This window comes from Thermanaerovibrio acidaminovorans DSM 6589, from assembly GCF_000024905.1.
Classification (GTDB): Bacteria; Synergistota; Synergistia; order Synergistales; family Synergistaceae; genus Thermanaerovibrio; species Thermanaerovibrio acidaminovorans.
Genome location: NC_013522.1, coordinates 1,001,176 through 1,024,984, shown reverse-complemented (window position 1 = coordinate 1,024,984; position 23,809 = coordinate 1,001,176). Strand labels below are relative to the sequence as shown.

The 23,809-nt window shown below is 53.5% G+C and carries 28 protein-coding genes; 26 read left to right on the top strand and 2 right to left on the bottom strand.

What is annotated here, in order from left to right; genetic code table 11:
• Positions 1 to 42 precede the first annotated feature (42 nt).
• The 3 genes from TACI_RS05045 (at position 43) to TACI_RS05035 (ending at position 3,557) form a co-directional block, all read left to right on the top strand.
• The gene (locus TACI_RS05045; protein ID WP_278007104.1) at positions 43 to 246 is read left to right on the top strand and encodes a cold-shock protein; all 204 of its coding nucleotides are present in this window, start codon (positions 43 to 45) and stop codon (positions 244 to 246) included.
• 139 nt (positions 247 to 385) lie between these two features.
• Positions 386 to 2,881 carry a Lon protease family protein gene (locus TACI_RS05040; protein WP_012869728.1) on the top strand — a complete coding sequence of 832 codons (2,496 nt, stop codon included), beginning with the start codon at positions 386 to 388 and terminating at the stop codon, positions 2,879 to 2,881.
• Positions 2,859 to 3,557, top strand: a complete 699-nt coding sequence (locus tag TACI_RS05035) for an endonuclease III domain-containing protein (RefSeq protein ID WP_012869727.1) — start codon at positions 2,859 to 2,861, stop codon at positions 3,555 to 3,557. Before TACI_RS05040 ends, TACI_RS05035 begins: the two co-directional genes overlap by 23 nt.
• A gap of 44 nt (positions 3,558 to 3,601) precedes the next feature.
• Here the strand turns inward: TACI_RS05035 and TACI_RS05030 are convergent, their stop codons facing one another.
• Positions 3,602 to 3,904: a YerC/YecD family TrpR-related protein gene (locus tag TACI_RS05030; RefSeq protein ID WP_012869726.1), complete on the bottom strand. Its 303-nt coding sequence runs from the start codon at positions 3,902 to 3,904 to the stop codon at positions 3,602 to 3,604.
• An 85-nt stretch (positions 3,905 to 3,989) separates the two neighbouring features.
• On the bottom strand, positions 3,990 to 5,048 hold the full coding sequence (locus TACI_RS05025; RefSeq protein ID WP_012869725.1) for an aminotransferase class I/II-fold pyridoxal phosphate-dependent enzyme: 1,059 nt from the start codon (positions 5,046 to 5,048) through the stop codon (positions 3,990 to 3,992).
• A 154-nt stretch (positions 5,049 to 5,202) separates the two neighbouring features.
• Between TACI_RS05025 and acpS the strand changes: the two genes are divergently transcribed.
• The 23 genes from acpS to TACI_RS04910 all read left to right on the top strand — a co-directional run bounded on the left by acpS (position 5,203) and on the right by TACI_RS04910 (position 23,809).
• Entirely contained in the window at positions 5,203 to 5,574 is a 372-nt protein-coding gene (acpS, locus tag TACI_RS05020) for a holo-ACP synthase (RefSeq protein WP_012869724.1), read from the top strand.
• 1 nt (position 5,575) lies between these two features.
• Entirely contained in the window at positions 5,576 to 7,114 is a 1,539-nt protein-coding gene (locus TACI_RS05015) for an NAD(P)H-hydrate epimerase (protein WP_012869723.1), read from the top strand.
• A complete protein-coding gene (locus TACI_RS05010) occupies positions 7,107 to 7,340 on the top strand; it encodes a hypothetical protein (protein ID WP_012869722.1) in 234 nt (77 codons plus the stop codon). Before TACI_RS05015 ends, TACI_RS05010 begins: the two co-directional genes overlap by 8 nt.
• Before the next feature lies 1 nt (position 7,341).
• On the top strand, positions 7,342 to 7,848 hold the full coding sequence (tsaE, locus tag TACI_RS05005) for a tRNA (adenosine(37)-N6)-threonylcarbamoyltransferase complex ATPase subunit type 1 TsaE (protein WP_012869721.1): 507 nt from the start codon (positions 7,342 to 7,344) through the stop codon (positions 7,846 to 7,848).
• Complete coding sequence (gene tsaB / locus TACI_RS05000; RefSeq protein WP_012869720.1) at positions 7,841 to 8,503, top strand: tRNA (adenosine(37)-N6)-threonylcarbamoyltransferase complex dimerization subunit type 1 TsaB; 663 nt, start codon at positions 7,841 to 7,843, stop codon at positions 8,501 to 8,503. The genes tsaE and tsaB overlap by 8 nt, the downstream gene beginning before the upstream one ends.
• A 138-nt stretch (positions 8,504 to 8,641) precedes the next feature.
• Positions 8,642 to 8,953: a (2Fe-2S)-binding protein gene (locus TACI_RS04995; RefSeq protein ID WP_012869719.1), complete on the top strand. Its 312-nt coding sequence runs from the start codon at positions 8,642 to 8,644 to the stop codon at positions 8,951 to 8,953.
• 9 nt (positions 8,954 to 8,962) lie between these two features.
• Complete coding sequence (locus TACI_RS04990) at positions 8,963 to 10,060, top strand: NAD(P)/FAD-dependent oxidoreductase (RefSeq protein ID WP_341271032.1); 1,098 nt, start codon at positions 8,963 to 8,965, stop codon at positions 10,058 to 10,060.
• A gap of 3 nt (positions 10,061 to 10,063) precedes the next feature.
• On the top strand, positions 10,064 to 10,573 hold the full coding sequence (locus tag TACI_RS04985; RefSeq protein WP_012869717.1) for a 4Fe-4S dicluster domain-containing protein: 510 nt from the start codon (positions 10,064 to 10,066) through the stop codon (positions 10,571 to 10,573).
• 1 nt (position 10,574) lies between these two features.
• Positions 10,575 to 10,901, top strand: coding sequence for a (2Fe-2S)-binding protein (locus TACI_RS04980; protein WP_012869716.1), 327 nt, complete (start codon positions 10,575 to 10,577; stop codon positions 10,899 to 10,901).
• Complete coding sequence (locus tag TACI_RS04975) at positions 10,901 to 12,049, top strand: NAD(P)/FAD-dependent oxidoreductase (protein WP_164925160.1); 1,149 nt, start codon at positions 10,901 to 10,903, stop codon at positions 12,047 to 12,049. Before TACI_RS04980 ends, TACI_RS04975 begins: the two co-directional genes overlap by 1 nt.
• Before the next feature lie 222 nt (positions 12,050 to 12,271).
• Positions 12,272 to 12,481 (top strand): 4Fe-4S dicluster domain-containing protein, encoded by a 210-nt coding sequence (locus tag TACI_RS04970; protein WP_012869714.1) that lies wholly within the window; start codon positions 12,272 to 12,274, stop codon positions 12,479 to 12,481.
• Entirely contained in the window at positions 12,474 to 13,598 is a 1,125-nt protein-coding gene (locus TACI_RS04965; protein WP_012869713.1) for a 2-oxoacid:acceptor oxidoreductase subunit alpha, read from the top strand. Before TACI_RS04970 ends, TACI_RS04965 begins: the two co-directional genes overlap by 8 nt.
• A 2-nt stretch (positions 13,599 to 13,600) precedes the next feature.
• Positions 13,601 to 14,416, top strand: a complete 816-nt coding sequence (locus TACI_RS04960) for a 2-oxoacid:ferredoxin oxidoreductase subunit beta (RefSeq protein WP_012869712.1) — start codon at positions 13,601 to 13,603, stop codon at positions 14,414 to 14,416.
• A 7-nt stretch (positions 14,417 to 14,423) separates the two neighbouring features.
• Positions 14,424 to 14,981 (top strand): 2-oxoacid:acceptor oxidoreductase family protein, encoded by a 558-nt coding sequence (locus TACI_RS04955; RefSeq protein WP_012869711.1) that lies wholly within the window; start codon positions 14,424 to 14,426, stop codon positions 14,979 to 14,981.
• A 99-nt stretch (positions 14,982 to 15,080) separates the two neighbouring features.
• Positions 15,081 to 16,454, top strand: a complete 1,374-nt coding sequence (rlmD, locus tag TACI_RS04950; protein ID WP_012869710.1) for a 23S rRNA (uracil(1939)-C(5))-methyltransferase RlmD — start codon at positions 15,081 to 15,083, stop codon at positions 16,452 to 16,454.
• A gap of 416 nt (positions 16,455 to 16,870) precedes the next feature.
• Complete coding sequence (locus tag TACI_RS04945; RefSeq protein ID WP_012869709.1) at positions 16,871 to 17,200, top strand: helix-turn-helix domain-containing protein; 330 nt, start codon at positions 16,871 to 16,873, stop codon at positions 17,198 to 17,200.
• Positions 17,201 to 17,215: 15 nt separating this feature from the next.
• Positions 17,216 to 18,268, top strand: coding sequence for a DNA cytosine methyltransferase (locus TACI_RS04940; protein WP_012869708.1), 1,053 nt, complete (start codon positions 17,216 to 17,218; stop codon positions 18,266 to 18,268).
• Complete coding sequence (locus tag TACI_RS04935) at positions 18,265 to 19,239, top strand: restriction endonuclease PLD domain-containing protein (RefSeq protein WP_207280501.1); 975 nt, start codon at positions 18,265 to 18,267, stop codon at positions 19,237 to 19,239. The genes TACI_RS04940 and TACI_RS04935 overlap by 4 nt, the downstream gene beginning before the upstream one ends.
• Positions 19,240 to 19,328: 89 nt before the next feature.
• Positions 19,329 to 19,772: a very short patch repair endonuclease gene (locus tag TACI_RS04930; protein WP_012869706.1), complete on the top strand. Its 444-nt coding sequence runs from the start codon at positions 19,329 to 19,331 to the stop codon at positions 19,770 to 19,772.
• 67 nt (positions 19,773 to 19,839) lie between these two features.
• Positions 19,840 to 21,795 (top strand): AAA family ATPase, encoded by a 1,956-nt coding sequence (locus TACI_RS04925; protein ID WP_012869705.1) that lies wholly within the window; start codon positions 19,840 to 19,842, stop codon positions 21,793 to 21,795.
• A gap of 77 nt (positions 21,796 to 21,872) precedes the next feature.
• A complete protein-coding gene (locus TACI_RS04920) occupies positions 21,873 to 22,799 on the top strand; it encodes a hypothetical protein (protein ID WP_164925159.1) in 927 nt (308 codons plus the stop codon).
• Positions 22,754 to 23,101: a hypothetical protein gene (locus TACI_RS04915; protein WP_164925158.1), complete on the top strand. Its 348-nt coding sequence runs from the start codon at positions 22,754 to 22,756 to the stop codon at positions 23,099 to 23,101. Before TACI_RS04920 ends, TACI_RS04915 begins: the two co-directional genes overlap by 46 nt.
• 114 nt (positions 23,102 to 23,215) lie before the next feature.
• Positions 23,216 to 23,809 (top strand): hypothetical protein, encoded by a 594-nt coding sequence (locus TACI_RS04910; protein WP_012869703.1) that lies wholly within the window; start codon positions 23,216 to 23,218, stop codon positions 23,807 to 23,809.

Below are 23,809 nucleotides of genomic sequence, written 5' to 3'. Positions count from 1 at the left end.
ATAGGCGCCATCGACGACTTCATGTATCGGGGGGCAATGCTTTTGAAGACCAACGGAGTAGTCAAGTGGTTCAACGCAACCAAGGGTTACGGCTTCATCACCGCCGAGGATGGCAAGGATGTGTTCGTGCACTTCAGCGCCATCCAGCAGGAGGGCTTCAAGACCCTTGAGGAGGGGCAGAGGGTATCCTTCGAGGTCGTTGAGGGTTCCAAGGGTCCCCAGGCGGCCAACGTGGAGAAGCTCTAGGGCATAATTGATCTTGCGAAGGGGGGAGGCGAGCCTCCCCCCCTTTTTTTATGTTTTTATATAATGGGGTGGAGCTCTTGGATTGGGGCCGGTTTACTGGAAGGAATGGATCACATCCTGTCAGATTGGAGGGATCGATTTGAGCGGCGTGGATGCTTCAAGGCATCTTGTTCCGATAGATAGGCTTCGCAGGTCCACGGATCCGGCGGCTTTGGGCTTCCGGGACACCGATGAGATGGGGTGTCTAAAGGGATTGATAGGTCAGGAGCGGGCGGTTAGATCCATATCCTTTGGCCTTTCGGTGAACAGCAAGGGCTACAACCTCTTCGTGGTGGGGAACCCGGGGAGCGGCCGGACCACCTACGTCTTGGAGGAGCTGAACAACCGGGCCAAGGAGATGCCCGCGCCAGACGATTGGATCTATGTTTACAACTTCAAGAACCCCCAGGAGCCCATGGCCATAAGCCTGCCCGCCGGTATGGGGCGGGATCTGGCCAGGGACATGGAGGAGCTGTTGGAGGATCTCAAGGTGACCTTGAGCAAGGCCTTCGACAACAGCCAGTACGAGGACAGCAAGGCCCAGTTGGTCAGGGAGTTCCAGGAGCAGGTTAACGACCTGATGGAGGGGCTGAAGGATTGGGCTTCCGAGCGGGGCTTCACCATAAAGAGGACACCTCAGGGGTTCGTGAACCTCCCCATGGTGAGGGAGGTCAACGAGTCCGGGGAGTCGGTGCAGCGGGAGATGCAGCAGGATGAGTTCGAGGCCCTGGGGGAGGAGGAGCAGCAGCGTCTTCAGCGGGTATCGGAGGAGATATCCCAGAGGACCCTGGAGATCCTGAGGCAGATAAGGGAGAAGGAGAAGGCCCTTAAGGACAGGATAAGGTCCCTGGAGTCGGAGATATGCAGGAACGCCATAAAGCCCCACTTCGACGAGCTAAAGGAGTCCTACGGGGCTTACGGATCCTGTTCCCAGTGGCTCGACGACCTGGCAGAGGACGTGGTGGGCAACTTCAGCGCCTTCATCGCTGCCGGCAGGGATGAGAACGCGGAGGTGGACTTCTCCCGGTACTCGGTGAACGTCTTCGTGTCCAACGATCCGGCTCAAGGTGCTCCGGTCATCAGGGAAACGAACCCAACCTACTACAACCTGGTGGGCAAGGTGGAGTATGAGAGCCGCCAGGGGTACCTGTATACGGACTTCAAGAAGATAGTTGCGGGGGCCATACACCGGGCCAACGGGGGCTTCCTGGTCCTGGAGGCGGAGGAGCTCTTTAGGCACTTCATGTCCTGGGATGCACTGAAGCGAGTCCTGAGGACCCAGGAGCTAACCATCGAGAACCTGGGGGAGCAGTTGGGGTTCGTCCCCGTATCGTCCTTGAGGCCCTCCCCCATACCGGTGGACCTCAAGGTGGTGGTGGTGGGCACCTACTGGATCTACTATCTGCTTAACATATACGACCCGGAGTTCCAGAAGATCTTCAAGATAAAAGCCCACTTCGACTCGGACATGCCCAGGACCCTGGAGACCGAGAGGCTGCTCGCCTGTTTCGTGGCCAACTTCGTGAAGAAGGAGGGTGGGCTCCCCTTCGACGCGGAGGCGGTGGCGGAGGTGGTGGAGTGGTCATGCCGCCTGGCGGACAGCCAGGACAGGATGTCCACCCAGTTCAACAAGATAGCAGAGGTGCTGGTGGAGGCCACCGCTTGGGCCAAGATGGATGGGGCCAAGCTGGTCTCTCGACCCCACGTCCGACGGGCCATAGAGGAGAAGAACTTCCGGTCGAACCTGATCGAGGAGCGGATACGCCGGGCCTTCGAGGAGGGTTTCGTAAGGATAGACACCCAGGGTTACGCGGTGGGGCAGATAAACGGTCTCACCGTGGTTGACATGGTGGATCACGCCTTCGGGCATCCGGTCCGGATAACCGCCAACGTCTTCATGGGGCAGGAGGGCGTGGTCAACATAGAGCGGGAGGTCCGGATGACGGGGCCCATCCACAACAAGGGGCTGCTCACCCTCCAGAGTTACCTGGGGCGCAAATATGCCCAGGACATGCCCATATCCATGTCCGCCAGGATAGCCTTCGAGCAGACCTACTCGGGCATAGAGGGGGACAGCGCCTCCTCCACGGAGCTCTACTGTCTGATCTCCGCCATAGCCGGGGTCCCGCTCCGCCAGGACGTGGCGGTCACCGGATCGGTGGACCAGTTCGGCAACATCCAGCCCATAGGGGGGGTCAACGAGAAGGTGGAGGGTTTCTTCAGGTACTGCAAGGCCATGGGGCTCACGGGGACCCAGGGAGTCATTATCCCCGTCCAGAACGTGAAGAACCTGATGCTTCACCACGAGGTTCTGGAGGCGGTCAGGGATGGGAAGTTCCACATATGGGCTGTGGATCACGTGGACCAGGGGCTGGAGATACTGACCGGCATGCCCGCCGGGGTGCCCGATGAGGAGGGTAACTATCCGGAGGGGACCGTGCACCGGTTGGCCAAGGAGAAGCTCAAGCAGTGGCTGGAGAGGTTCAAGGCTCACAAGGTGGATGACAATGACCGAGGGATCAAGGAGCCCCAGGAGGAGGCCCCATCTGACCAGGGGGATCCGCAGGAGCCGGATGATCCGGACGATGATCGGTGATGGGGTGGGGCAGGAGCTGTCAGATCTGGCCCGAAGGATCTTCGACCTTTTGGAGTCCGTCTACGGCAACGAGGCCCGACTGAGCCTGGAGCCCAGCGGGGAACCCTTGGATGGGCTGATCCTGACCATCCTGTCCCAGAACACCAACGACGTTAACCGGGACCGGGCCTATGGGAACCTGAGGGCCCTCTTCCCCTCCTGGGAGTCCGTGATGGAGGCCCCAGTGGAGGACCTGGAGGGGGCCATAAGGGTGGCTGGCCTTGGGGCCAGCAAGGCCCGGCGGATAAAGGAGGTCCTATATAAGGTCAAGGAGACCTTAGGTACCCTGTCCCTGGGGGCCATGAGGTCCTGGCGGCGGGATGAGGTGGAGGCCTTCCTGTCCACCCTGCCGGGGGTAGGCCCCAAGACGGTGGCGTGTGTCCTTGTGTTCGACCTGGGGATCCCCGCCTTCCCGGTGGACACCCACGTGGGCCGCTTGAGCGTGCGGATGGGGCTGGCTCCAGGGGGAATGAAGCCCTGGGAGATCCAGCTAAGGCTAGAGAGCCTGATAGATCCGGAACGATATCTCGGGGCTCATGTGAACCTGATCTTCCATGGCCGGAGGATCTGCAAGGCCCAAAGGCCCAGATGTGGGGATTGTCCGCTGCTGGGTACCTGCCTCCAGGTTGGGTTGTAGCGATGGGGGTTAAAAGGAAGGGAGAGGGGGGATCCCCCCTCTCCCTACTTGTCTGCCGAGGCCCTTTTCAGCCTCTCTAAAACCATCTTGTAGCCCTCTGCCCCGTACTCCAGGAACTTTCTCACCCGGCTTATGGTGGCTGTGCTGGCCCCGGTCCTTTGGGCTATCTGGGGGTAGGTCATGCCCTCGGACAGTAGCCTGGCCACCTCCAGCCTCTGGGCGAAGGCCCGGATCTCCCCGATGGTGGCTACGTCCTCCAGGAAGCTATAGACCTCTTCCTCCCTCTCCAGGGCCAGAAAGGCCCTGCACAGCTGATCGGTCAACCTGTCCTTCCACCTGTCGGCCACCTTGGTCATCCCCCCTGACTATGGGCTTTAAACCAAGGATAGATGCTAACTCCAACCGTTGCAAGCAGAAATTTCAATCAAGCAATCAAGCGGTGAAGAGCTCACCCTCTCCAGCGCTCTCATTCTCGAGAATGGTCCGAAGCTCCTCCAGGGTGGACGCTAGCCTGTCCTCCGACGAGGCGAACACCTGAACTAGTTCCCCCCAGGTGCCTGGCAGCTCCACCTTGAACACCCATTCTCCCGCCCCGCTGAGGGCTTCCACCACCCCGAGGCGCTGGCTCTCCAGGAGGACGAAGGGTCCCTCTCCCCGGTAGGCCCTGAGTCCCTGGATGGCCTCCGCGCCTCGCCTGAACTCGTCCGCCAGGTATCGGCAGGAATAGGTCCTGGACTCCATCCATCCGCCGCACTGGTCCACCATGTACCTGAGGATCTCTCCCCGGGGCTGTTCCATGGAGTTGGCGGAGGGGAAGAGCCGCCCCAGCTCCTCGGAGCTGATGATGGCGTAGGCCCCGTCGAGGGCCCCCATCCCCCAGGAGAGGGAGAAGGACCTGAGCACCACCATGCCCCCCCTGCCCGCCAGGGGCAGCAGGTCCGAGGGGGATGGAACCTGGGGGGAGAAGTCCGCGTACCGCTGATCCACCACCCATAGGGACCCTCCGGTGAAACCGGTTAGCTCGGAGACCCGTTCCTCCCCCAGGGCCACCCCAGTTGGGTCGTTGGGAAGGTCAAGGTAGACCACCTTGGGCCTCAAGGAGGACCAGCGGTCCAGGAAGCCCTGGATATCCAGGGAGAGTTCCCCTTCAGGATCCTTGATCCATGGGATTTGGGTTACGTTGAAGCCCAGGTCCTGGAAGGCCTCCCGGGCCCCGCCTTCGGTCCAGGGCATCAGCACCTCACCCTCCACAAGGGATAGCCGCAGGTCTTTCATGAGATCCCGGGGGGATCGGAAGATGAGGACCCTATCTATTGGGACCTGGTGGATTTTGGCGATGGCCTCCCTAAGGGGTCCGTTGTTATCCGCTGATGGAAGGTTGAACTGGATGTCCCGCACCATCCGCCGGATCTCCTCCCGAAGGGACGGTGGAAGCTGGCGGGTTACCGCGGTTACCCCCTTGGTGAATCGATCGAAGGTCGTGGTGTTCATGGCTTCCTCCTTTTTATTTAGCATGATGAAATATCACGCAGCATTCTAGGCTAGAAGGCTATCATGGTTTATGTGGGAAGTCAAGGAGCTGGGGATATAATCATCTGCGGCGGGAGGGTCCCCGCCCTTTTGGATCTCGATGGGGGGGTCTTCTTTGATAATCGGAGTTGGGGTTGACATGTGCTCCATAGCAAGGATGAGGGGCAAGATAGGGGTCCCCGGCTTCCTCGAGAGGGTGTTCGTGGAGGAGGAGCTGGAGTACGCCATGGGGCGGCACGATCCCGCCCAGAGCCTGGCGGCCTCCTTCGCCGCCCGGGAGGCGGTGGCCAAGGCCTTCGGCATCGGACTTGCCAGGATGGGATTCAAGGGGGCTTGGGTCCGGCGGACCTCCTCGGGGCCCGTGGTCTGCCTTGATGATAAAATGGTGAAGTATGGGGAGGGGATCGGGCTTAGGTCCGTCCATCTATCGATAACCCACGAGGGGGGGATGGCGTTGGCCTTCGTGGTCTTGGAGGGGGATGGTTAGGTTGCCTATCGTCGCTTACGACCCTGATAAGGTGAGGGAGGCGGATAGGGCGGCCGTGCGGATGGGGGTCCCCGGGGGGATCCTGATGGAGAACGCGGGGGCCGCCGCCGCTTCGGTGATCTGGGATCGTTTTCGCCCCACCGGCAGGGTGGTGATCCTTTGCGGGCCTGGCAACAACGGGGGCGATGGGTTTGTGGTGGCCAGGCATCTGATGATCCGTGGGGCCGAGGTGGTGGTCCTGTCCACCTCCGTGGACAGGAGGGGAGACTCCAAGGCGGCGGAGGACATGTACCTGGCCTGTGGTGGCAGGGTCCTGGCCTCGTCGGAGGTTTCGGATCCGGAGGTGTCGGACCTCCTTGGGGGGGCATGTCTCGTGGTGGATGCCCTTCTTGGCACCGGATCAGGGGGGGAGATCCGGGGGCAGGTGGCCAGGCTGGTGGAGCTTCTCCTCGAAACCTACTCAGGGCCCCTGGTCGCCCTGGACATGCCGACCGGCTTCCACGGCAGGACCGGGGTGTCCTTGGGAGTGGGTGTCCGGGCGGATCTGACGGTCACTTTCTTGGCCCCGAAGAGCGGGGCCATGTTCACCCCCGCCTTCGATCACGTGGGGGAGATGGTGGTCTCCCCCATAGGGGTTCCCCCCCGGTTGGTCCTGCCCCAGCGAGCAGACGTGGTGGGTGTAGGCTACGAGGACCTGTCTCACATGAGGCTCCCCATGTGGCCGGGGCAGAACAAGTCCCACCGGGGTATGGTGGCGGTCTTGGGGGGATCCGGCATGTTCGGCGGAGCCCCCTTTCTGTCTGCCATGGGGGCCCTGTGCGGGGGGGCCGGATGGGTGGTCTGCGGGGTTCCCTCCCAGTGGGCTCCCACCTATGGGCACCTGGTGCCCGAGTCCATGGTGCTCCCCCTTCCGTCGGACGGGAGAGGGGATTTGACGTCCGAGGCCTGGGATGTGATCGCCTCCTCCTACGGGGATAGGATCCGGTGTCTCGTCTTGGGGCCCGGCATGGGCCGGGGGGAGGGGGCCTCTTCCCTGGTTCGCCGGGTTCTTTCCTCTTGGGATGGGCCCCTGGTGTTGGATGCGGACGGACTCAGGATCCTGGCTGATACGGGGCTCCCCCGGGAGGCCCGGTGCAGCCTCTGGATAACCCCCCACGAGGGGGAGGCGGCGTGCCTGCTTGGGACCTCCAGCCGGTGGGTGGTGGAGAACCGACGGGATGCAGCAGAGGCCCTGGCCTCTAGGTTCGGCGGCGTGGTCCTCAAGGGCCGGAACTCGGTGGTGATGAGGGGGGAGGCTTTGTCGGTGGTCTGCGCCGGGCACCCGAACCTGTCGGTTCCGGGCTCTGGAGACGTGCTGGCGGGCATTATCGGAGCCTCCATCGCAAGGATGGGGGACGTGGAGGAGGCGGTTTGTCTGGCGGTGATCCTGCACGGGGTTGCCGGGGAGCGGCTGGCCTCCTCGGGAAGGGCGGACGGGATATTGGCCCGGGAGATCGCCCATCAGGCCGCTCTGGTTTTGGGGGGGCTTGGGGATGTATAGGGAGAGGGACAGGCGCCATCGGAGGGTCGCTGACCGGGAGTCGGCCAGGCGGGCCAGGGTTAGGGGGCTCAAGTTCACCCTGCTGGGGTTCCTTTCCGCCCTGGTGGTTCTGGTGGCCATAAAGGTTAAACACCCCGTCATCTCCATCAGGTCCCCCATGATGGTGTTGGGGGCCCTGGTGGCGGGGACACTGATAATGATATCCATTGCGGCGAGGCGGGATTGATATGGGAATCGAGCATCGGTTTGAGGTAAGGGACCTGGCGGACATGGAGCGCCTCGGGAGGGCCATGGCTCATGGACTCTATCCGGGGCTAATGGTCTGTCTTGATGGGGAGCTTGGGGCGGGGAAGACCACCCTGGTTCAGGCCATTGGCAGGGGCCTGGGTATAGGTTTCATGTCCAGCCCGAGCTTCCTGATCGTCAAGGAGTACGATTCAGAGCCTCCCCTGGTTCACGTGGATCTCTACAGGCTTGAGGGACACCAGGTGGATCACCTGGCCCTGTGGGAGTACCTGGACGAGGGAAGGGTGGTGTTGGTGGAGTGGGCCAGCCGAATGGACAGGGGGCCCTACCGGGATAGGTGGGACATGGAGATCTCCATGGGGGACCACCCGGAGAGCCGGTGGATCAAGGCGTCCGCCCTCTCGCCGGATGCCTTGGCCTCCTTGGAGGTGGCGTTGGCCTCCTACCGGGAGGGGAACGATCTGGATGGGGGGCGTAAGGTTGACTAGGTTGTTGCTTTTGGACACCTCCTGCGGGCTCACCTCCGCGGGGGTGGTGGACGCGGGGGGTATCCTTGGGGAGGTCAGGTTGGACTTAGGTAGGCGACAGTCCTCCCTTTTGCCCAACGTGGTGGAGGATCTCCTCAGGCTATTGGACGTCAGCCTTCAGTCCCTGGAGGGGATAGGGGTTGTCGTGGGTCCCGGGGTCTACACGGGGCTCCGGGTGGGGGTGTGTTACGCCGCTGGCCTGGCGGAGGCCTTGGGGGTGGAGGTGTACCCGGTGTCCACCTTGGACGCCATGGCCTTCGAGCCTCCCCTATGGGATGGGCCCACGTGCGCCTTCGTGAGGGCCAAGCGGGGCTTCCTGTACGCCGCCATCTATGATGATCCGTCCTCGGGTCCCTGTTGGGGGCCGTACATGGTGGAGGCGGGGGATCTTATGGGGCGCCTGGCGGGCAGTGGGGTCCGGTTAGTGAGGGGTCCAAGGTGTGAGGAGCTGCGGCTGGAGGGGACCCCCTTCAGGTTTGAGGAGCTTAGATCCCCCTCGATTAGGGGGATGATCCGGTCCGTGGAGGCGGGGCTCTCTTCCCTGGAGTCCCCGGTGGATGTGCGGGTGATGTATCTGAGGGAGCCCGATTTCGGTCCCCCGTCTTGTCATGGCTGATAAGTGGGAGTAGTATATCTTCTATACAGCATTTTGTATTTAGATTATACGCGATTGGGAGGTGGGTAACCTAGGTTCGTTGGCTGTGGTGGGTGTTCGGCGATATCCGTTCTAACAGCTCGAGGAGGGATATGAGGCATGCACCTGATTGACCAGCATCCCATACTGAATTACCGACATGGAAGAAGGGTGAAGTTCACCTTCGACGGTAAGGAGATGGAGGGATATGAGGGGGAGCCGATAGCGGTGGCCCTTCATGCGAACGGGGTTCGTGTATATCGTATAACGCCTGAGATGAAGCGTCCCCGAGGCTTCTTCTGCGCCATAGGCAAGTGCAGCAGTTGCTTCATGGTGGTTAACGGTGTCCCCAACGTGAGGACCTGCGTCACCCCCCTTGAGGAGGGCATGGACGTCAGGACCCAGGTTGGCAAGGGCAAGGTGTCCATTTAAGGGGGCGCGATGGGCATGATGAGCACGGACGTTTTGGTCGTCGGTGGTGGCGCGGCGGGGCTATCCGCCGCGGCGGAGGCCGCCTCTTGCGGTGCCAGGGTAACGGTCTTGGAGAGCGACCTGCAGCTTGGTGGGCAGCTGATAAAGCAGACCCACAAGTTCTTCGGGAGCAAGGACGAGTACGCGGGCACCAGGGGCTACAAGATAGCCGATATCCTTCTCGACGAGATCAGATCCGCCGGAGACAGGGTTGAGGTCCACACCAACGTTACGGTTACCGGCTACTATCCCGAGAATGGCACCATAACCGCCATGAGGGGTGAGGAGGAGTACTTCCGGGTCTCCGCCAAGAAGGTGATAGTGGCCACCGGGGCCCAGGAGAGGCTGATCCCCTTCCCGAACAATGACCTGCCGGGCGTCTACGGGGCCGGGGCGGTCCAGACCCTCATGAACGTCTACGGGGTTGTCCCTGGCAAGAGGGTCCTCATGGTTGGGGCGGGCAACATAGGGCTGATCGTCAGCTATCAGCTCATGCAGGCGGGGGTTCAAGTGGCGGCGGTTGTGGAGGCCATGCCCAAGGTGGGAGGCTACTGGGTGCACGCCGCCAAGATCCGCCGGCTTGGGGTCCCAATATACCTGAGGTACAGCATAAAGGAGGCCCTCGGCAGCCAGGTGGTTGAGGGGGCCATCATCCAGGAAGTGGACGATCGCTGCTCCGGCATCGGCAACGAGAAGGAGATAGATTGCGACATCATCTGTATGGCGGTTGGCCTATCCCCGACCGTGGAGCTGTGCTGGCAGGCGGGGTGCCAGATGAAGTACGTGCCCCATCTGTGCGGTTACGTGCCCCTGCGGGACAGGACCATGAGGACCAGCCACAAGGACATCTGGGTGGCGGGGGACGCGTCCGGCATTGAGGAGGCCAGCGCCGCCATGGTGGAGGGGCGCATAGCGGGCCTGTCCGCCGCCATGAGCCTGGGGTTCAAGGGGGACCCGGGCAAGCTGGACGAGTACTGGAGCAGGCTTGGTCACCTGCGGGCCGGCGAGGTGGGGGAGAAGATCCGGGCCGGCATAAGCCAGGTTATGGTGGACGGTTGGGAGGAGTAGGCCATGACCGATAAGGAGCTTTTGTTCAACAGCGGGATCCTGGTGGAGCATCGGGAGGGGGCGGAGCTTCCCCCCATGGACCTTTGGAAGGGGAAGAAGAACGGGCTGGTGGTGATCGAGTGTCCCCAACGGATACCCTGCAACCCTTGCAACACCAGCTGTCCCACCGGTGCGGTCATTCCGTTCAAGGATATAAACGACGTTCCCAAGATAGATTACTCCAAGTGCACCGGGTGTGCCATGTGTGTGGCCAAGTGCCCGGGGTTGGCCTGCTTCGTGGTGGACCTCACCTGGGGGGATGAGGGCATGGCGTTGATGAAGCTGCCCTATGAGATGTTGCCCCGTCCTGAGAAGGGTGACCGGGTTCAGTGTCTTGACCGGGTGGGTCAGGTGGTCTTCGAGAGCACCGTTGAGGCGGTGACCGAGCCCTGGAAGGACTCCACCCTGGTGGTTCACGTGGGGGTACCGGTTGATCTGGTCGATAAGGTTCGTGCCGTGAGGGTGGTGAAGTGATATGAGCGACGTCATCAGGGCCGGCAACGTGTGCGACAACGAGGAAGTGGAGAACCGGGAGCGGGGCATAGTGATATGCCGCTGTGAGGAGGTCACCCTGGGGGAGATAAGGGACTGGATCGAGCGGGGTTACGACACCTTTGACGAGCTCAAGCGTCTCCTCCGGGTTGGCATGGGCCCCTGTCAGGGGCGGGGCTGCAGGGAGATGATACTGAGGGAGATCTCCAGGATGACCGGCAGGCCGGTGGCGGAGATCCCCGCGGGGACCATCCGTCCGCCGGTTAAGCCCGTAAAGCTTGGCATCCTAGCCTCGGGGGGTCGGGAATGATGGAGTGGAAGGATACCGCTGAAGTCGTCGTGGTTGGTGGTGGGGTCCAGGGGATGTCGGTGGCCTATAACCTGGCCAAGTTCGGCGTCAAGGACGTGGTGGTCCTGGAAAAGGGCTCCATCTGCTCCGGCTCCACCGGCCGTTGCGGTGCCGGCATAAGGGCCCAGTGGGGCACCGAGATGAATTGCCGTCTGGGGCTTGCGTCCCTGAACCTTTTCGAGCAGCTGGAGGAGGAGCTGGGGATGGACGTGGGGCTCAACCAGTGCGGCTACCTCATGGTGGCCTACAAGGAGAGCGAGTTCGAGACCCTCAAGAAGAGCATGGCCCTCCAGAACAGCTTGGGGATAAAGACCCGAGTGGTCAGCAGGGAGGAGGCCCTGGAGATATGCCCGGGCCTCTCGGCGGATGACGCGGTGGGGTTCACCTTCCACGAGCGGGACGGTCACGCGGATCCGTTTCTCACCACCTTCGCCTACCAGGAGGCGGCCAAGCGCCTTGGGGTAACGGTCCACAAGTTCACCGAGGTGACGGGGATAAGGGTCCAGGGGGATCGTATAGCGGGGGTGGAGACCAGCAAGGGGTTCATATCCACCCGGGCTGTGGTCAACTGCGCTGGTCCCTACGCCCAGTTCATCGCCGCCATGGCGGGAGTCAAGATTCCCAACTACTCGGAGCGGCACGAGATCATAATAACCGAGCCGGTGGAGTTCGGTGTCTGCCCTCCCATGCTGATGAGCTTCTCCGGTAACTACTACATCCAGCAGCGTCCCCACGGATCCATAATAGGCGGTTGCAGCCCCGAGGGGCACCCGGAGGACTTCGAGAACCGGGGCACCGCGGACTTCCTAGAGCACATGTCCAGGACCTTCGTCAAGGTACTTCCCAGGACCAAGGGTATCCGGGTTGTCCGCCAGTGGTCTGGCATGTACAACATGACTCCCGACAAGCAGCCGGAGCTGGGAGAGACGGATGTGAAGGGCTTCTACCTGTCCACCGGTTACTCGGGTCACGGGTTCATGTTTGCCCCCATCTCCGGGCAGCTGATAGCGGAGCTCTACACCAAGGGCACCACGTCCATCGATATATCCATGCTCCACTACAAGCGTTTCGAGCGGGGAGAGCTGATCCTGGAACCGGCGGTGGTCTAGGGGATCACTGGTTAAACCCGTCGGGCGTGAGGGGGCATACCCCTCACGCCTTTAATTTGGCTTAACCCTAGCGATGTTTTTTGAATTGTCTGTTTTGAGTAAGTATATTCAATATATAAACGCATTTTTTGCTTGCTAGACCTGGGAGAGGCTGGCATAATTGTGCTGTCAGAGGGCGAACTGGGCGAGGGTTTACATTTCGAGGGAAGGAAGGTGGCGCATTTGGCCAAGAAGTTCTCCGTCCTTGTGAACAAGAAATGGTGCAAGGGGTGCGGACTTTGCATCGGCATATGCCCGAAGAAGGTTTTGGAGCTGGACAGCAGGGTCAAGTGTGAGGCGGCCCGTCAGGACGACTGCATAGGGTGTCACCAGTGCGACAACATCTGCCCGGACTTCGCCATCACCGTGAAGGAGCGTGAGGACAATGCCTAGGGTCGAGTTTTGGCAGGGCAACAAGGCCATCGCCATGGGCGGCATAGCCGCCGGTTGCCGTTTCTACGGTGGCTATCCCATCACCCCCTCCACCGAGGTGGCGGAGGTAATGGCGGAGGAGCTCCCCCTGGTGGGCGGCAAGTTCATCCAGATGGAGGACGAGATCGCCGGAATAGCCGCCGCCATAGGGGCGGCGCTCACTGGCGTCAAGGCCATGACCGCCACCTCTGGCCCGGGCTTCTCCCTCAAGCAGGAGAACCTGGGTTACGCCTACATGGCGGAGATCCCCCTGGTGGTGGTGGACGTCATGCGGGGTGGCCCCTCCACCGGGCTTCCCACCAAGGTCTCCCAGGCGGACGTGATGCAGGCCCGTTGGGGCACCCACGGGGACCACGGCACCATAGCCTACGCTCCCTCCTCAGTCCAGGACAGCTTCGATCTGACCGTTAAGGCCTTCAACATGTCCGAGCGCTTCCGCCAGCCGGTCCTCATAATGACCGACGAGGTGGTGGGGCACATGAGGGAGAAGATCGTAGTCCCCGACTCGGTTGAGACCGTGGATCGCAAGCGCCCCTCCGTCCCCGCGGACCAGTTCGTCCCCTACAAGGCGGATGACGATGACGTGCCCCCCATGGCGGCCTTCGGCGATGGTTACCGTTGGCACGTGACGGGGTTGACCAGCAACGACTGGGGCTTCCCCACCAACAACGCCTCCGACATAGACAAGAAGGCCACCCGCATAATCCGCAAGGTGGACCGGTTCCGGGATGAGATAGTGGAGTACTCCTGCGAGTCCCTGGAGGACGCGGAGGTCCTGGTGGTCTCCTACGGAAGCGTCAGCCGTTCCGCCCTGAGGGCGGTCCGGGAGCTCCGGGCCAAGGGGGTCAAGGTGGGTCACTTCCGGCCCATAACCCTATGGCCCTTCCCTGACAAGGAACTTAGGAGCCTGGCCTCCAACGTAAAGAAGGTCATCGTGCCGGAGCTCAACGCGGGACAGATGGTCCTGGAGGTGGAGAGGGTAATGGGCGGAGTGGCGGAGGTCATATCCAAGACCCTCATAAACGGTGAGCTTTTCAAGCCGGCCCAGATAGCGGCCGCTGTCGAGGAGGTGGCGTAACCATGCCCCGCGAGGACGTTATGAAGTGGCTCCGCAGCCAGTTCATGCCCCACATCTGGTGCCCCGGCTGTGGACACGGTATAGTGATGCATGCCCTTCTTAGGGCCCTCAGCGATCTTCAGAAGGATCCCACCAAGACGGTCATATCCTCCGGGATAGGCTGCTCCAGCCGCCTTCCCGGTTACGTGAACGCCTGCACCCTGCACACCACCCACGGCCGTTCCCTGGCTTTCGCCACCGGAGTTAAGCTGGCCAACCCGGAACTCACGGTCGTCGACGTGATGGGTGACGGGGACTGCTCCGCCATAGGGGGTAACCACTTCATCCACGCCTGCCGCAGGAACATCGGCATAACCGCCATCGTCATGAACAACAACATCTACGGCATGACCGGTGGTCAGGCGTCCCCCACCACCCCCCATGGGGCCTATGCCTCCACCACCCCCTACGGGGCCATAGATCCCGCCTTCGATCTATGCAAGCTGGCCATCGGGGCGGGTGCCACCTACGTGGCCCGGGCCACCATAGCCCAGCCCCAGCTCTGCGAGACCCTCATCAAGAAGGCGATCCAGAACGATGGCTTTTCGGTGGTGGAGATCGTGACCCACTGCCACACCCAGTTCGGCCGGAAGAACAAGAGGAGCCGTCCCCTGGACAACTTCAACTTCTTCAAGGATCACAGTGTGATGAAGGCCAAGGCTGATACCATGTCCCCCGAGGAGCTGGAGGGAAAGATAGTGATCGGTGAGCTCCACAACGTGAAGGGTGAGGAGTACACCCACAGGTATCAGCAGCTCATAGAGCGGGTAAGGGGGTAGCGACACCATGAGCGATCGTTTCGAGATCCGTCTGGCGGGTTCCGGTGGCCAGGGGGTAATTTTGGCAGCGGTCATAGTTGGGGAGGCGGCGTCCCTCATAGAGGAGGGACTCTACGCGGTCCAGACCCAGGCGTACGGTCCCGAGGCCAGGGGAGGTGCATCCAAGTCGGAGGTGGTCATAGCCAGGACCGAGATCGACTACCCCAAGGCATCATCGCCGGATCTTCAGGTTATCCTTACCCAGAAGGCCTGCGATGAGTACTCGGCAGACACCAAGCCGGGGGGGATCGTGATCATCGACGACTTCTTCGTGACCGAGCACCCCAAGGTGGAGGCGGAGATATACCCCCTCCCCATAGTCAGGACCGCCCGAGAGGAGCTGGGCCGGGAGATAGTCACCAACATGGTGGCCCTGGGGGCTGTGGCCCGGGTCCTGGAGGTAAAGGGGCTCATGAAGCCCGAATCCATGAAGCAGGCCATCCTGAACCGGGTCCCCAAGGGTACCGAGGAGCTCAACACCAAGGCCTTCGAGGCAGGATATGGGCTGATGAAGGAGAAGAAGTAACTTAGCCCCTCAGCGTGGGTTATACTAGGCCCGTGGGAACTGCCCACGGGCCTTTTATTTTATCTTAGGCTTGCACATCATCCGCTTGGGGGTTTGGCCTTGTTTAAGGTTGGAGACGTTTTGGACCTGGATATATCCTCCACCGGGAGCTCCGGGGAGGGGGTAGGCAGGATAGGGGACTTCGTGACCTTCGTTCCCGGGGCCCTTTCGGGCGAGAGGGTGAGGGTTTCGCTGGAGACGGTTAAGAGGACCTACGCCAGGTCCAGGCTTCTGGAGGTTCTGTCTCCATCGCCGGACCGCAGGGATCCCCCGTGTCCCCTATTCGGGTGCTGCGGAGGATGCCAGCTTCAGCACGCGGACTATCCCCTTCAACTATCCATGAAGCGGAGGGTGGTCCAGGACGCTATGAGGCGCATCGGGGGCTTTGAGGACCCGCCGGTTGAGCCCTGCGAGATGTCCCCCCTTCAGTGGGGCTACCGGAACAAGGCCATAGTCCCGGTTCGCTCTCAAGGGAGGGGGTGGGGCATGGGGTTCTACCGGCCTTTCTCCCATGAGGTGGTCCCCTTGCGATCCTGTCCTGTCATGTCCGATGAGATCAACCGGGTCATGGGGCTCATAAGGGATTTCCTGGAGCCCCGGATCAGGGGAGGCCTCCTATCCCCCTATCGAGAGGGGGATAGGCCCTCTGGGTCGCTGAGGGAGGTGGTGGTGAGGCACGGGATGCGAACCGGGGAGCTGTTGGTTAGCCTGGTGATGAGGCAGGATCCCAGGGGTAGGCTCCTCTCGGACCTGGAGGGGCTGTTCCGCCTGCTGGAGGGCTTGGGCGTGGTGGGCCTTTCGGTGTTCCGCAACCGAAGGGACGCCAACTTCGTTTGGGACGGGGACTTCGCCTGGGGGATCGGAAGGGACCGGATGTGGGAGGTCCTAGGGGGTATGCGTCTCTCCTACGACGTGACGTCCTTCTTTCAGGTGAACACCCACCAGGCGGAGCGGATGTTTCAGCACGTGGTGGACCTTTTGGATGAGACTGGGGCCCGGGATGTGTTGGAGCTCTACTCCGGGGTGGGAAGCCTCACCGGCATGATCGCCGCCGGTGGGCGTCGGGTGGTGGCGGTGGAGGAGTGGCCCAGTGCCGTTGAGGGGCTCAGGGAGAACCTGCAGGTCAATGGGATCCATGGGGTTACGCCCCTTTTGGGGGCCGCCGAGGATGTGTTGGGGGACCTGGGGGGTGACTTCCAGGCGGTGGTGTTGGATCCTCCCAGGGGAGGTTGTCATCCGGAGGTTATCCGGGCCATGGTGGATGCGGCGGTGCCCCACGTGATCTACGTGTCGTGCAACCCCGCTACGTTGGCCAGGGATCTTATGCTTCTGAGCCAGGGGGGCTACGTCCTCCGGCGGGTGAGGCCCTTTGACATGTTCCCCCAGACGTGTCATGTTGAGTGCGTAACATTGATGTCAAGGGTTAAGAAATAAAGAACTAAAAAGCTTGTAAATAAAGGGTTTCCAAACATTTAGCTTTTTTACAGGCCACTCTGCCGGATGTGGCAATGTCAGGAAACCCTTATTTTTGTTGCTTGAGGGAACATATCAACCGTCCCGAAAATTAATAGTTGAGTTACCAGATTAGATAACGGCCATTTTTTTGAGGGTCGAGTAAACAGGATAGATAAAAATATTGCGCCTAATAATTTTTCAAAGTGCGCATAAGTGAAATCACAAAAATAGCTGAATTAATGACAGTTATTCAGTTATTTTAATATTAAGCAGAAACAAGATAGATGCATCAATCACTCGGAAACTATAATTATCGCTGCGAAATAGCAATAATTATAAAATAATATTGCATTATCGTTATAAATTTGCTATAATTAAACCATGGAGGAGTATTTATGAGTTCAATTGGTGATTATTTAAGATTGTTGCGGACGAAACGAAATCTAAGTTTAAATGATGTGTTTAACAGTACAGGAATAACAACTACCCGTTTAAATCGTATTGAACTTGGGCAGGTTAACGAACCTTCTCCTTTGGTGCTTAAGAAACTATCTGAACTTTATCAGGTTGACCTGATAAAGTTATATAAAATGGCAGGATACCTGGAAGATAAGGACATTGGAGAGAGAGTAGTTCCCTTCTCCAACTATGAGATTCTTGATAACGAAGAATGTGAATATATACAGAATACTATTGATTTTTTTATCAGAAAAAATCATAGGTAGATTGAGGTGTACACTATGAAATACAGATTAGGTGAACTGTTCTGCGGCCCCGGAGGACTCGCTTATGGTGCAATAAATGCCCGCAGTGCTGACGGAAAACATTTTATAGTCCATGAATGGGCTAATGACTATGATAAGGATACCTGCGAAACATACCGTTATAATATTTGCCCAGACAGGCCAGAATCGGTTTACCATGAAGATATACGCAAATTGAATATGGATAAATTAACACCGATTGATGCTTTGGCATTCGGCTTTCCATGCAATGATTTTAGCGTAGTTGGTGAGCAGAAAGGAATTAACGGAGTTTTCGGACCGTTATATTCTTATGGCGTAAAAGCTTTGAAAAAATTTCAGCCTATGTGGTTTCTTGCGGAAAATGTAGGGGGGCTTCGCAATGCAAACGATGGAAAAGCTTTTGCAAAAATATTGGATGAATTGAAAGAGACAGGATATGTAATTACGCCTCATTTATATAAATTTGAGCAGTATGGTATACCACAGGCGCGGCACCGTATTATCATTGTAGGTATTCGAAATGACATAAATGTAACTTTTAAAGTACCATCTCCGGCCCCTTATGCAAATATAGACAATACATGCCGTACCGCACTGGAAGTGCCTCCAATACCTGCGGACGCTCCTAATAATGAGAGAACAAAACAATCTAAGACGGTGATACAAAGGCTTCTTCATATTAAGCCGGGTGAAAATGCTTTTACTGCAGATTTGCCTCCTGAGCTTCAGCTAAAAGTAAAAGGCGCAAAAATTAGCCAGATTTATAAGAGATTGGATCCTGGCAAGCCAGCTTATACTGTTACTGGAAGCGGAGGGGGAGGAACGCATATATATCATTGGTCAGAGCCAAGAGCTTTAACAAACAGAGAAAGAGCCCGACTCCAAACTTTCCCGGATACGTTTGTTTTCATGGGATCAAAAGAGAGTGTCCGAAAACAGATAGGAATGGCAGTACCTTGTCAAGGTGCAAAGATTATTTTTGAAGCTATTCTTAATTGCTTTGCTGGTATAGAGTACGAAAGTATAGAACCGAATATCAACGAATGAGAAGGTGTATTTTAATGTTTAATATACCATTAATAAATCAAACGTTAATTGAACCAATATCAAGAGGAGCAGAGGAACTGTTGATTGTTTCAGGATATGCAACACCTACTATGGCTTCATGGCATATGACAAGAATTAAAGAATTGAGTATGCCATTAATCGGAATAAAGCTTATAGTAGGTATGACCAACTATGACGGGTTAACTAAAGATGTTCATGAAGGTTTTAAACAGTTGGTATATACTCAATCAAATACTGCTTTATCTAAGTTTCAATGCCAATATATTTGCCAAGGGCCTCCTGTACATAGCAAATTGTATATTTGGATGAAAAATGGTGAGCCTGTTGAAGCTTATACAGGTTCTGCGAATTATACACAGGCTGGATTCAGTTTGGGAAGACGTGAATATATTGTTCCCTGCAATGCATATGATGCTTTTTCTTATTTTTGTTCAGTAGAGCGGGATTCTATATATTGTACTCATTCGGAAGTAGAGGAAAACATTATATTACAACCAATTAATCCAGTTCTTGAAGCTGAAAACGGACATGTTCAGATTGTGAAAGGACAAGGTGTGGAACATGTAAAATTATCGCTTCTTGCCAGAGACGGTGAAACTGGCAGAAGATCAGGATTGAACTGGGGACAGCGTGAAGGGCGAGAACCCAATCAAGCATATATTCCTTTGCCTGCAGAGATAGCACGTTCAGGTTTTTTCCCGCTTCAGAAACGACATTTCTCAGTTATTACTGATGACAATAAGCATTTGATTTTGCGTGTTGAACAGCAAAATGACAAAGCAATTACAACACCAATGAATAATTCCCTTTTGGGGGAATATTTCAGAAACAGAATAGGTGTTGCGAATGGTGCGTTTGTACATAGTCATGACTTAGAGCGTTATGGAAGAACAGATGTTGATTTTTATAAACTAGATGATGAACATTTCTATATGGATTTTTCTGTGTAAAAAAATATCTGCCAAGAATTAGTATTAATGAAAAAAGATAGTTTATCTGTAAAGGAGAAAACTATTTTAATAATGATGGTGTTAGAAATATGGATAATCATACAAAAGAAATAAGAAGTTACAATATGTCGAGGATAAGAAGTAAAAATAATAAGCCTGAAGAACTCGTAAGGAAATATTTATTCAGTAAAGGGTTTCGTTACAGAAAAAACGTTAAGGCTCTTCCGGGTTGTCCTGATATTGTTTTGCCAAAGTATAAAACAGTCATTTTTATTAACGGGTGCTTTTGGCATATGCATGAAGGTTGCCCGTTTTTTGTCTGGCCAAAATCAAATGAAGAGTATTGGACAAAAAAGTTAATACGGAACAAAGAAAGAGATTATGAAAACCAAGAAAAGCTTAAGCAGATGGGATGGAAAGTAATTATTGTATGGGAGTGTGAATTAAAAAAAGAAAGATTAGACTCAAGTTTACGTATGTTATGCAATCGTATTAAAGATATTACAGTCCACTCCCCTGAGGTGGATAATTGATTAATTGTAAATACGAAGTGGATGTTGCTAATTTAGAGTAGTATTTAATAAAGGAGGACTTCTATTTATGGTAAGTAATAATATCATAAAATCAGATGAGATTGACCTTTCGATTATTGATGATAGGGAAAAAGCAGAAATTGTTTGTTTGTATTTTTCGAGATTGCATAGCAACGATGAGAGATATAAAGGAAAATGGTCAAAAACTCTTGATGCTGTAGCTAAAAGGTATGGATTTAAGTTCACTTTATTAAAAAATGATAAAGATACATATGACAAAATGTTTGATAATGGGCGCAGGGGGTGGCAATATGAATCGTTAGAAAAAAGAGGAAAGCTTTTTCAAGATGTGTACGATAAATATTCTACAATGCCAATAGAAGAACATGAAAAGTTGGTCAACAGGATTCTTGAAGAAGTTAACAATGAATTATATACCTTTTATAGCATAAAAACTAAAAATCCGCAGCAAGTCAATGCTATTCTGAATAGACAGTCTGCTATAGAAATAGATGGATTGAACATACTTAAAGATAATTTATCAATCGGTCAGCTTGTTTTCATTGTGTTGGGAGGAGATAAAGGAAGAGCAGAGGTAACATGGGAAACAGGCTTGATAGGAATTGGAGAAATAGTACAGGCGCCCTATGATGAAGGCTATGAAGAAAGAAACTATAAAATAAAGATTGATGTTAAAGTTTTGCTGGATAAACCAATAAAAAGAGAAGATTTAAAACCTTATGGTGATACTTATGATATCATTGGAATTGGACCAATTACTAAATGGGAACCAAATCAAGCTATTTCCCAAATTCCAGAGAGAAAAGCTATTGCATTAATGCGTGCTATGTTAGAATTATGTCCACAAATTGATGAGGATTTATCTTCAGTAATTGATCCAAAATTGATGGCACGCGTAAAGGGAGCCATTGTTAAACTCGTGCCCAGGGAAGTCGAATTTGGTGAAGCTATAGAGCAACCTGATTCCTTGTTGGATGAGAATAATTTTTCAGATACTATTTTTTGCAATTTTTATGAACCAAATATTGATACTATTCTGAATGAGTTTACGTTGCCCGCAAAGCCAATTATAAGCGTAAAAAATTTTATAAATGCAAATAAACACATCATAATGACTGGCCCTCCGGGAACTGGTAAAACAACCCTTGCAGAAAGATTTTGTCAAGAGGCTGTAAGGATAAATTATATAAGCGGCTATATGATGACCACAGCTATAGCAGATTGGAGTACTTTTGATACAATTGGAGGCTATATGCCTGATAAAAATGGTTCATTATCGTTTGTTGAAGGTGTTTTTCTAAAAAGCATCCGCGAAAACAAATGGCTAATAATTGATGAAATAAATCGTGCAGAAGTAGATAAAGCATTCGGACATTTTTTTACTGTTCTTTCTGGAAGAGATATAGAACTTCAGTATAAGGTGCCATTGGCCGGCAGTAAAGAAGAGAAAAATATTTCAATAAGGCATTCTGATTCACTAGAAAGTTTCTATGATGCTCGTACTGCCACTTATTTTATTGGACAGAATTGGCGAATAATTGCTACCATGAACACTTACGACAAGAATAGTTTGTTCATGCTTTCGTATGCATTTATGCGTCGTTTTGCATTTGTACATATACCAGCACCAACATACAATGAATTTGAACAGCTTATATATGATAGATTATCTGAGCATCCTGAACTTGCATCAAAGCTATTATCGATAGTAAAAGTTTCTCCTAAAAAAATGGGAGCGGCGGTAATTTTGGATATAATTGCATATCTGCAAGCATCAGATTTCAAAAATCTTGTGAATGGCATTTGTTCCTTAATTATTCCGCAGTATGAAGGCATATCATTTGCCGAAATAAAAAAGCTATATAAAGAGTTTGCAAAAGTTCTTAACTCAGAAGAAAAAGAATCATTAGAAAACTATATATGTGAGTTTTTTGACATTAATAAGAATGATCTGATGAAAGTGAAATTTGATGATTTTGATGAAGAAGATAATGCAGAGTAGGAGAAATTCATATGATTTATGAATCGGACTGCTGGAACAAAAGTATACACAATCAAATATCACAATTTACCAGTAAAATGCTTTGGCGTTTTATTCAAAATAATGCGAAAGAAAATGAAGCAGAAGAAACTGTGATAAAATTAACTGGCCTTTCAAAGAAGGATATCAGGCTTCTTGCGGATATACGTTTATTATTATCTAAAGATATAAAGCATTTAATAGAAAATATTGCACCCAAAATTATAAATAGATTGTCTAAAGATTCAATTAATATTATTGTACGTGATAGAAACCAGGTTAGAGGTAAAATTGACTGGCAGAAAACAATCAGCGTAAGAGCAGTTGCTGGGAATGATATTAGTTTGTTTGTGTATACAAAGATGTCACAAATATATGACCTTCCTGAAAATAGACTTTTTTTATTTTTAATAAAACAAGTTTTTGATAAAGCACGTCTATTTGCAGGGGATCTATTATCAAACTTAACATGGTATGCCGAAGAGGGGACTGACGACAGATGGATTAAGAAAGTAGCTATTATTGCGTCACAAACTTCAAGAATTCTTAGAAATCCATTTGTCTCAAAAATTGGGATTATGTATGAGATTAATGATAGAATAATTGAAGCAACAAAGCATTCTCGGCATAGCCATTATAGAGAGCTTGCAGAAATAGCTGAAAGATTCATCTTTTCTCAGAAAAAACCTATTGAATTTCTTAAGAAAGAATTGGACGGAAATATACTTGAACCATTGAACAAGGATACTTTATATGAAATTGCAGTACTATTTAAAACAATATTGGCATCAATTGAATTGGGATGGACTGAAAAATCAATTGGCCTTATAGGCGGAAGCAATCCAACTGCAAGTATCCTTACTAATGGAGATATTGAGTTAAGGATTTTTTTCAGAAATTACCTCGTGCAATGTCTGAAAACAGTCAATATGGCAAAATTATGTTGGAATACGGACTCAGTGAAAAACTTCGAAGACCAGATATAATACTAGAATTAACTCGTGGACTTGAGAAGAAATTCATAATAATTGAAGTTAAGCGCTCTCAAAGAAGAAGTTATTTGGTGGATGGTACATACAAATTGCTGGGATATTTAAAAGACTTTTCCGGAGTAATTAAAGAACATACTTCAATTTCTGGCGTTCTTGTAGGCTGGGATGGTATTTTGCACCATACATGTAAGGATAATGAGGAGGTTTATTTGTTAAACTGGCACAATTATGAAGAAGGGATAAAGCAAGTATTAGCCGGTATTATGCAACAGTTTGAAGTTAAGCAAGAAAATTAGGTATTTAGTATTATAAAAATGTTTACACAGAACAGCCAGTGTTACAAATATGATGAAATATCTCAGCAGTACGTGAATTGTTACTTGATTTAGTCGTTGTTTTGGAGGTGCGGTATGGCAAGTGTCAGCTCGTTCAGAGATGTTATTGCAAACATGTATTATAATGAAATCTTTGACGAATTGTCCGAGTATATTGAGGACAACCCGGATAAGCTTGAATCCAATTCATACCATGTGCAATCACCAGATGAAGCAGCATTATCCGATTTTGACATCATAATGATAGACATAACCGACTCACCAGGTAACAGTATTTTATTTGATGTAATTGTTTCCGCTGAAGTTGAAATAGCAGAAACAGTGCGAAGGAATCGCGAGACTGACGGTATAGAACAATGGTTCCGTATCTCCTGCAGAGCTGACCTTGATGACGGAATTCAGAATTTTCAAATCAAGTCAGTTTCAATATACAATAAGTACAGGGAGAACAAATTAGGCCGACTGTCTGAGTATTTAGTGCCAATTATAGAAAAGGAACAGTTTGACGATGTTGCTACTGAGTTTCTAAGTGAATTTTGCCCGGAAGCATTAAGTACTCCTATGCCCATTCCAGTAGATGAAGTAGTGAAAAGAATGGGGCTTAAGGTTGAGGAAATCCAGCTTACAAAGCATTTCACTATATTCGGTCTGGGTCAGGAAGAACGGTGA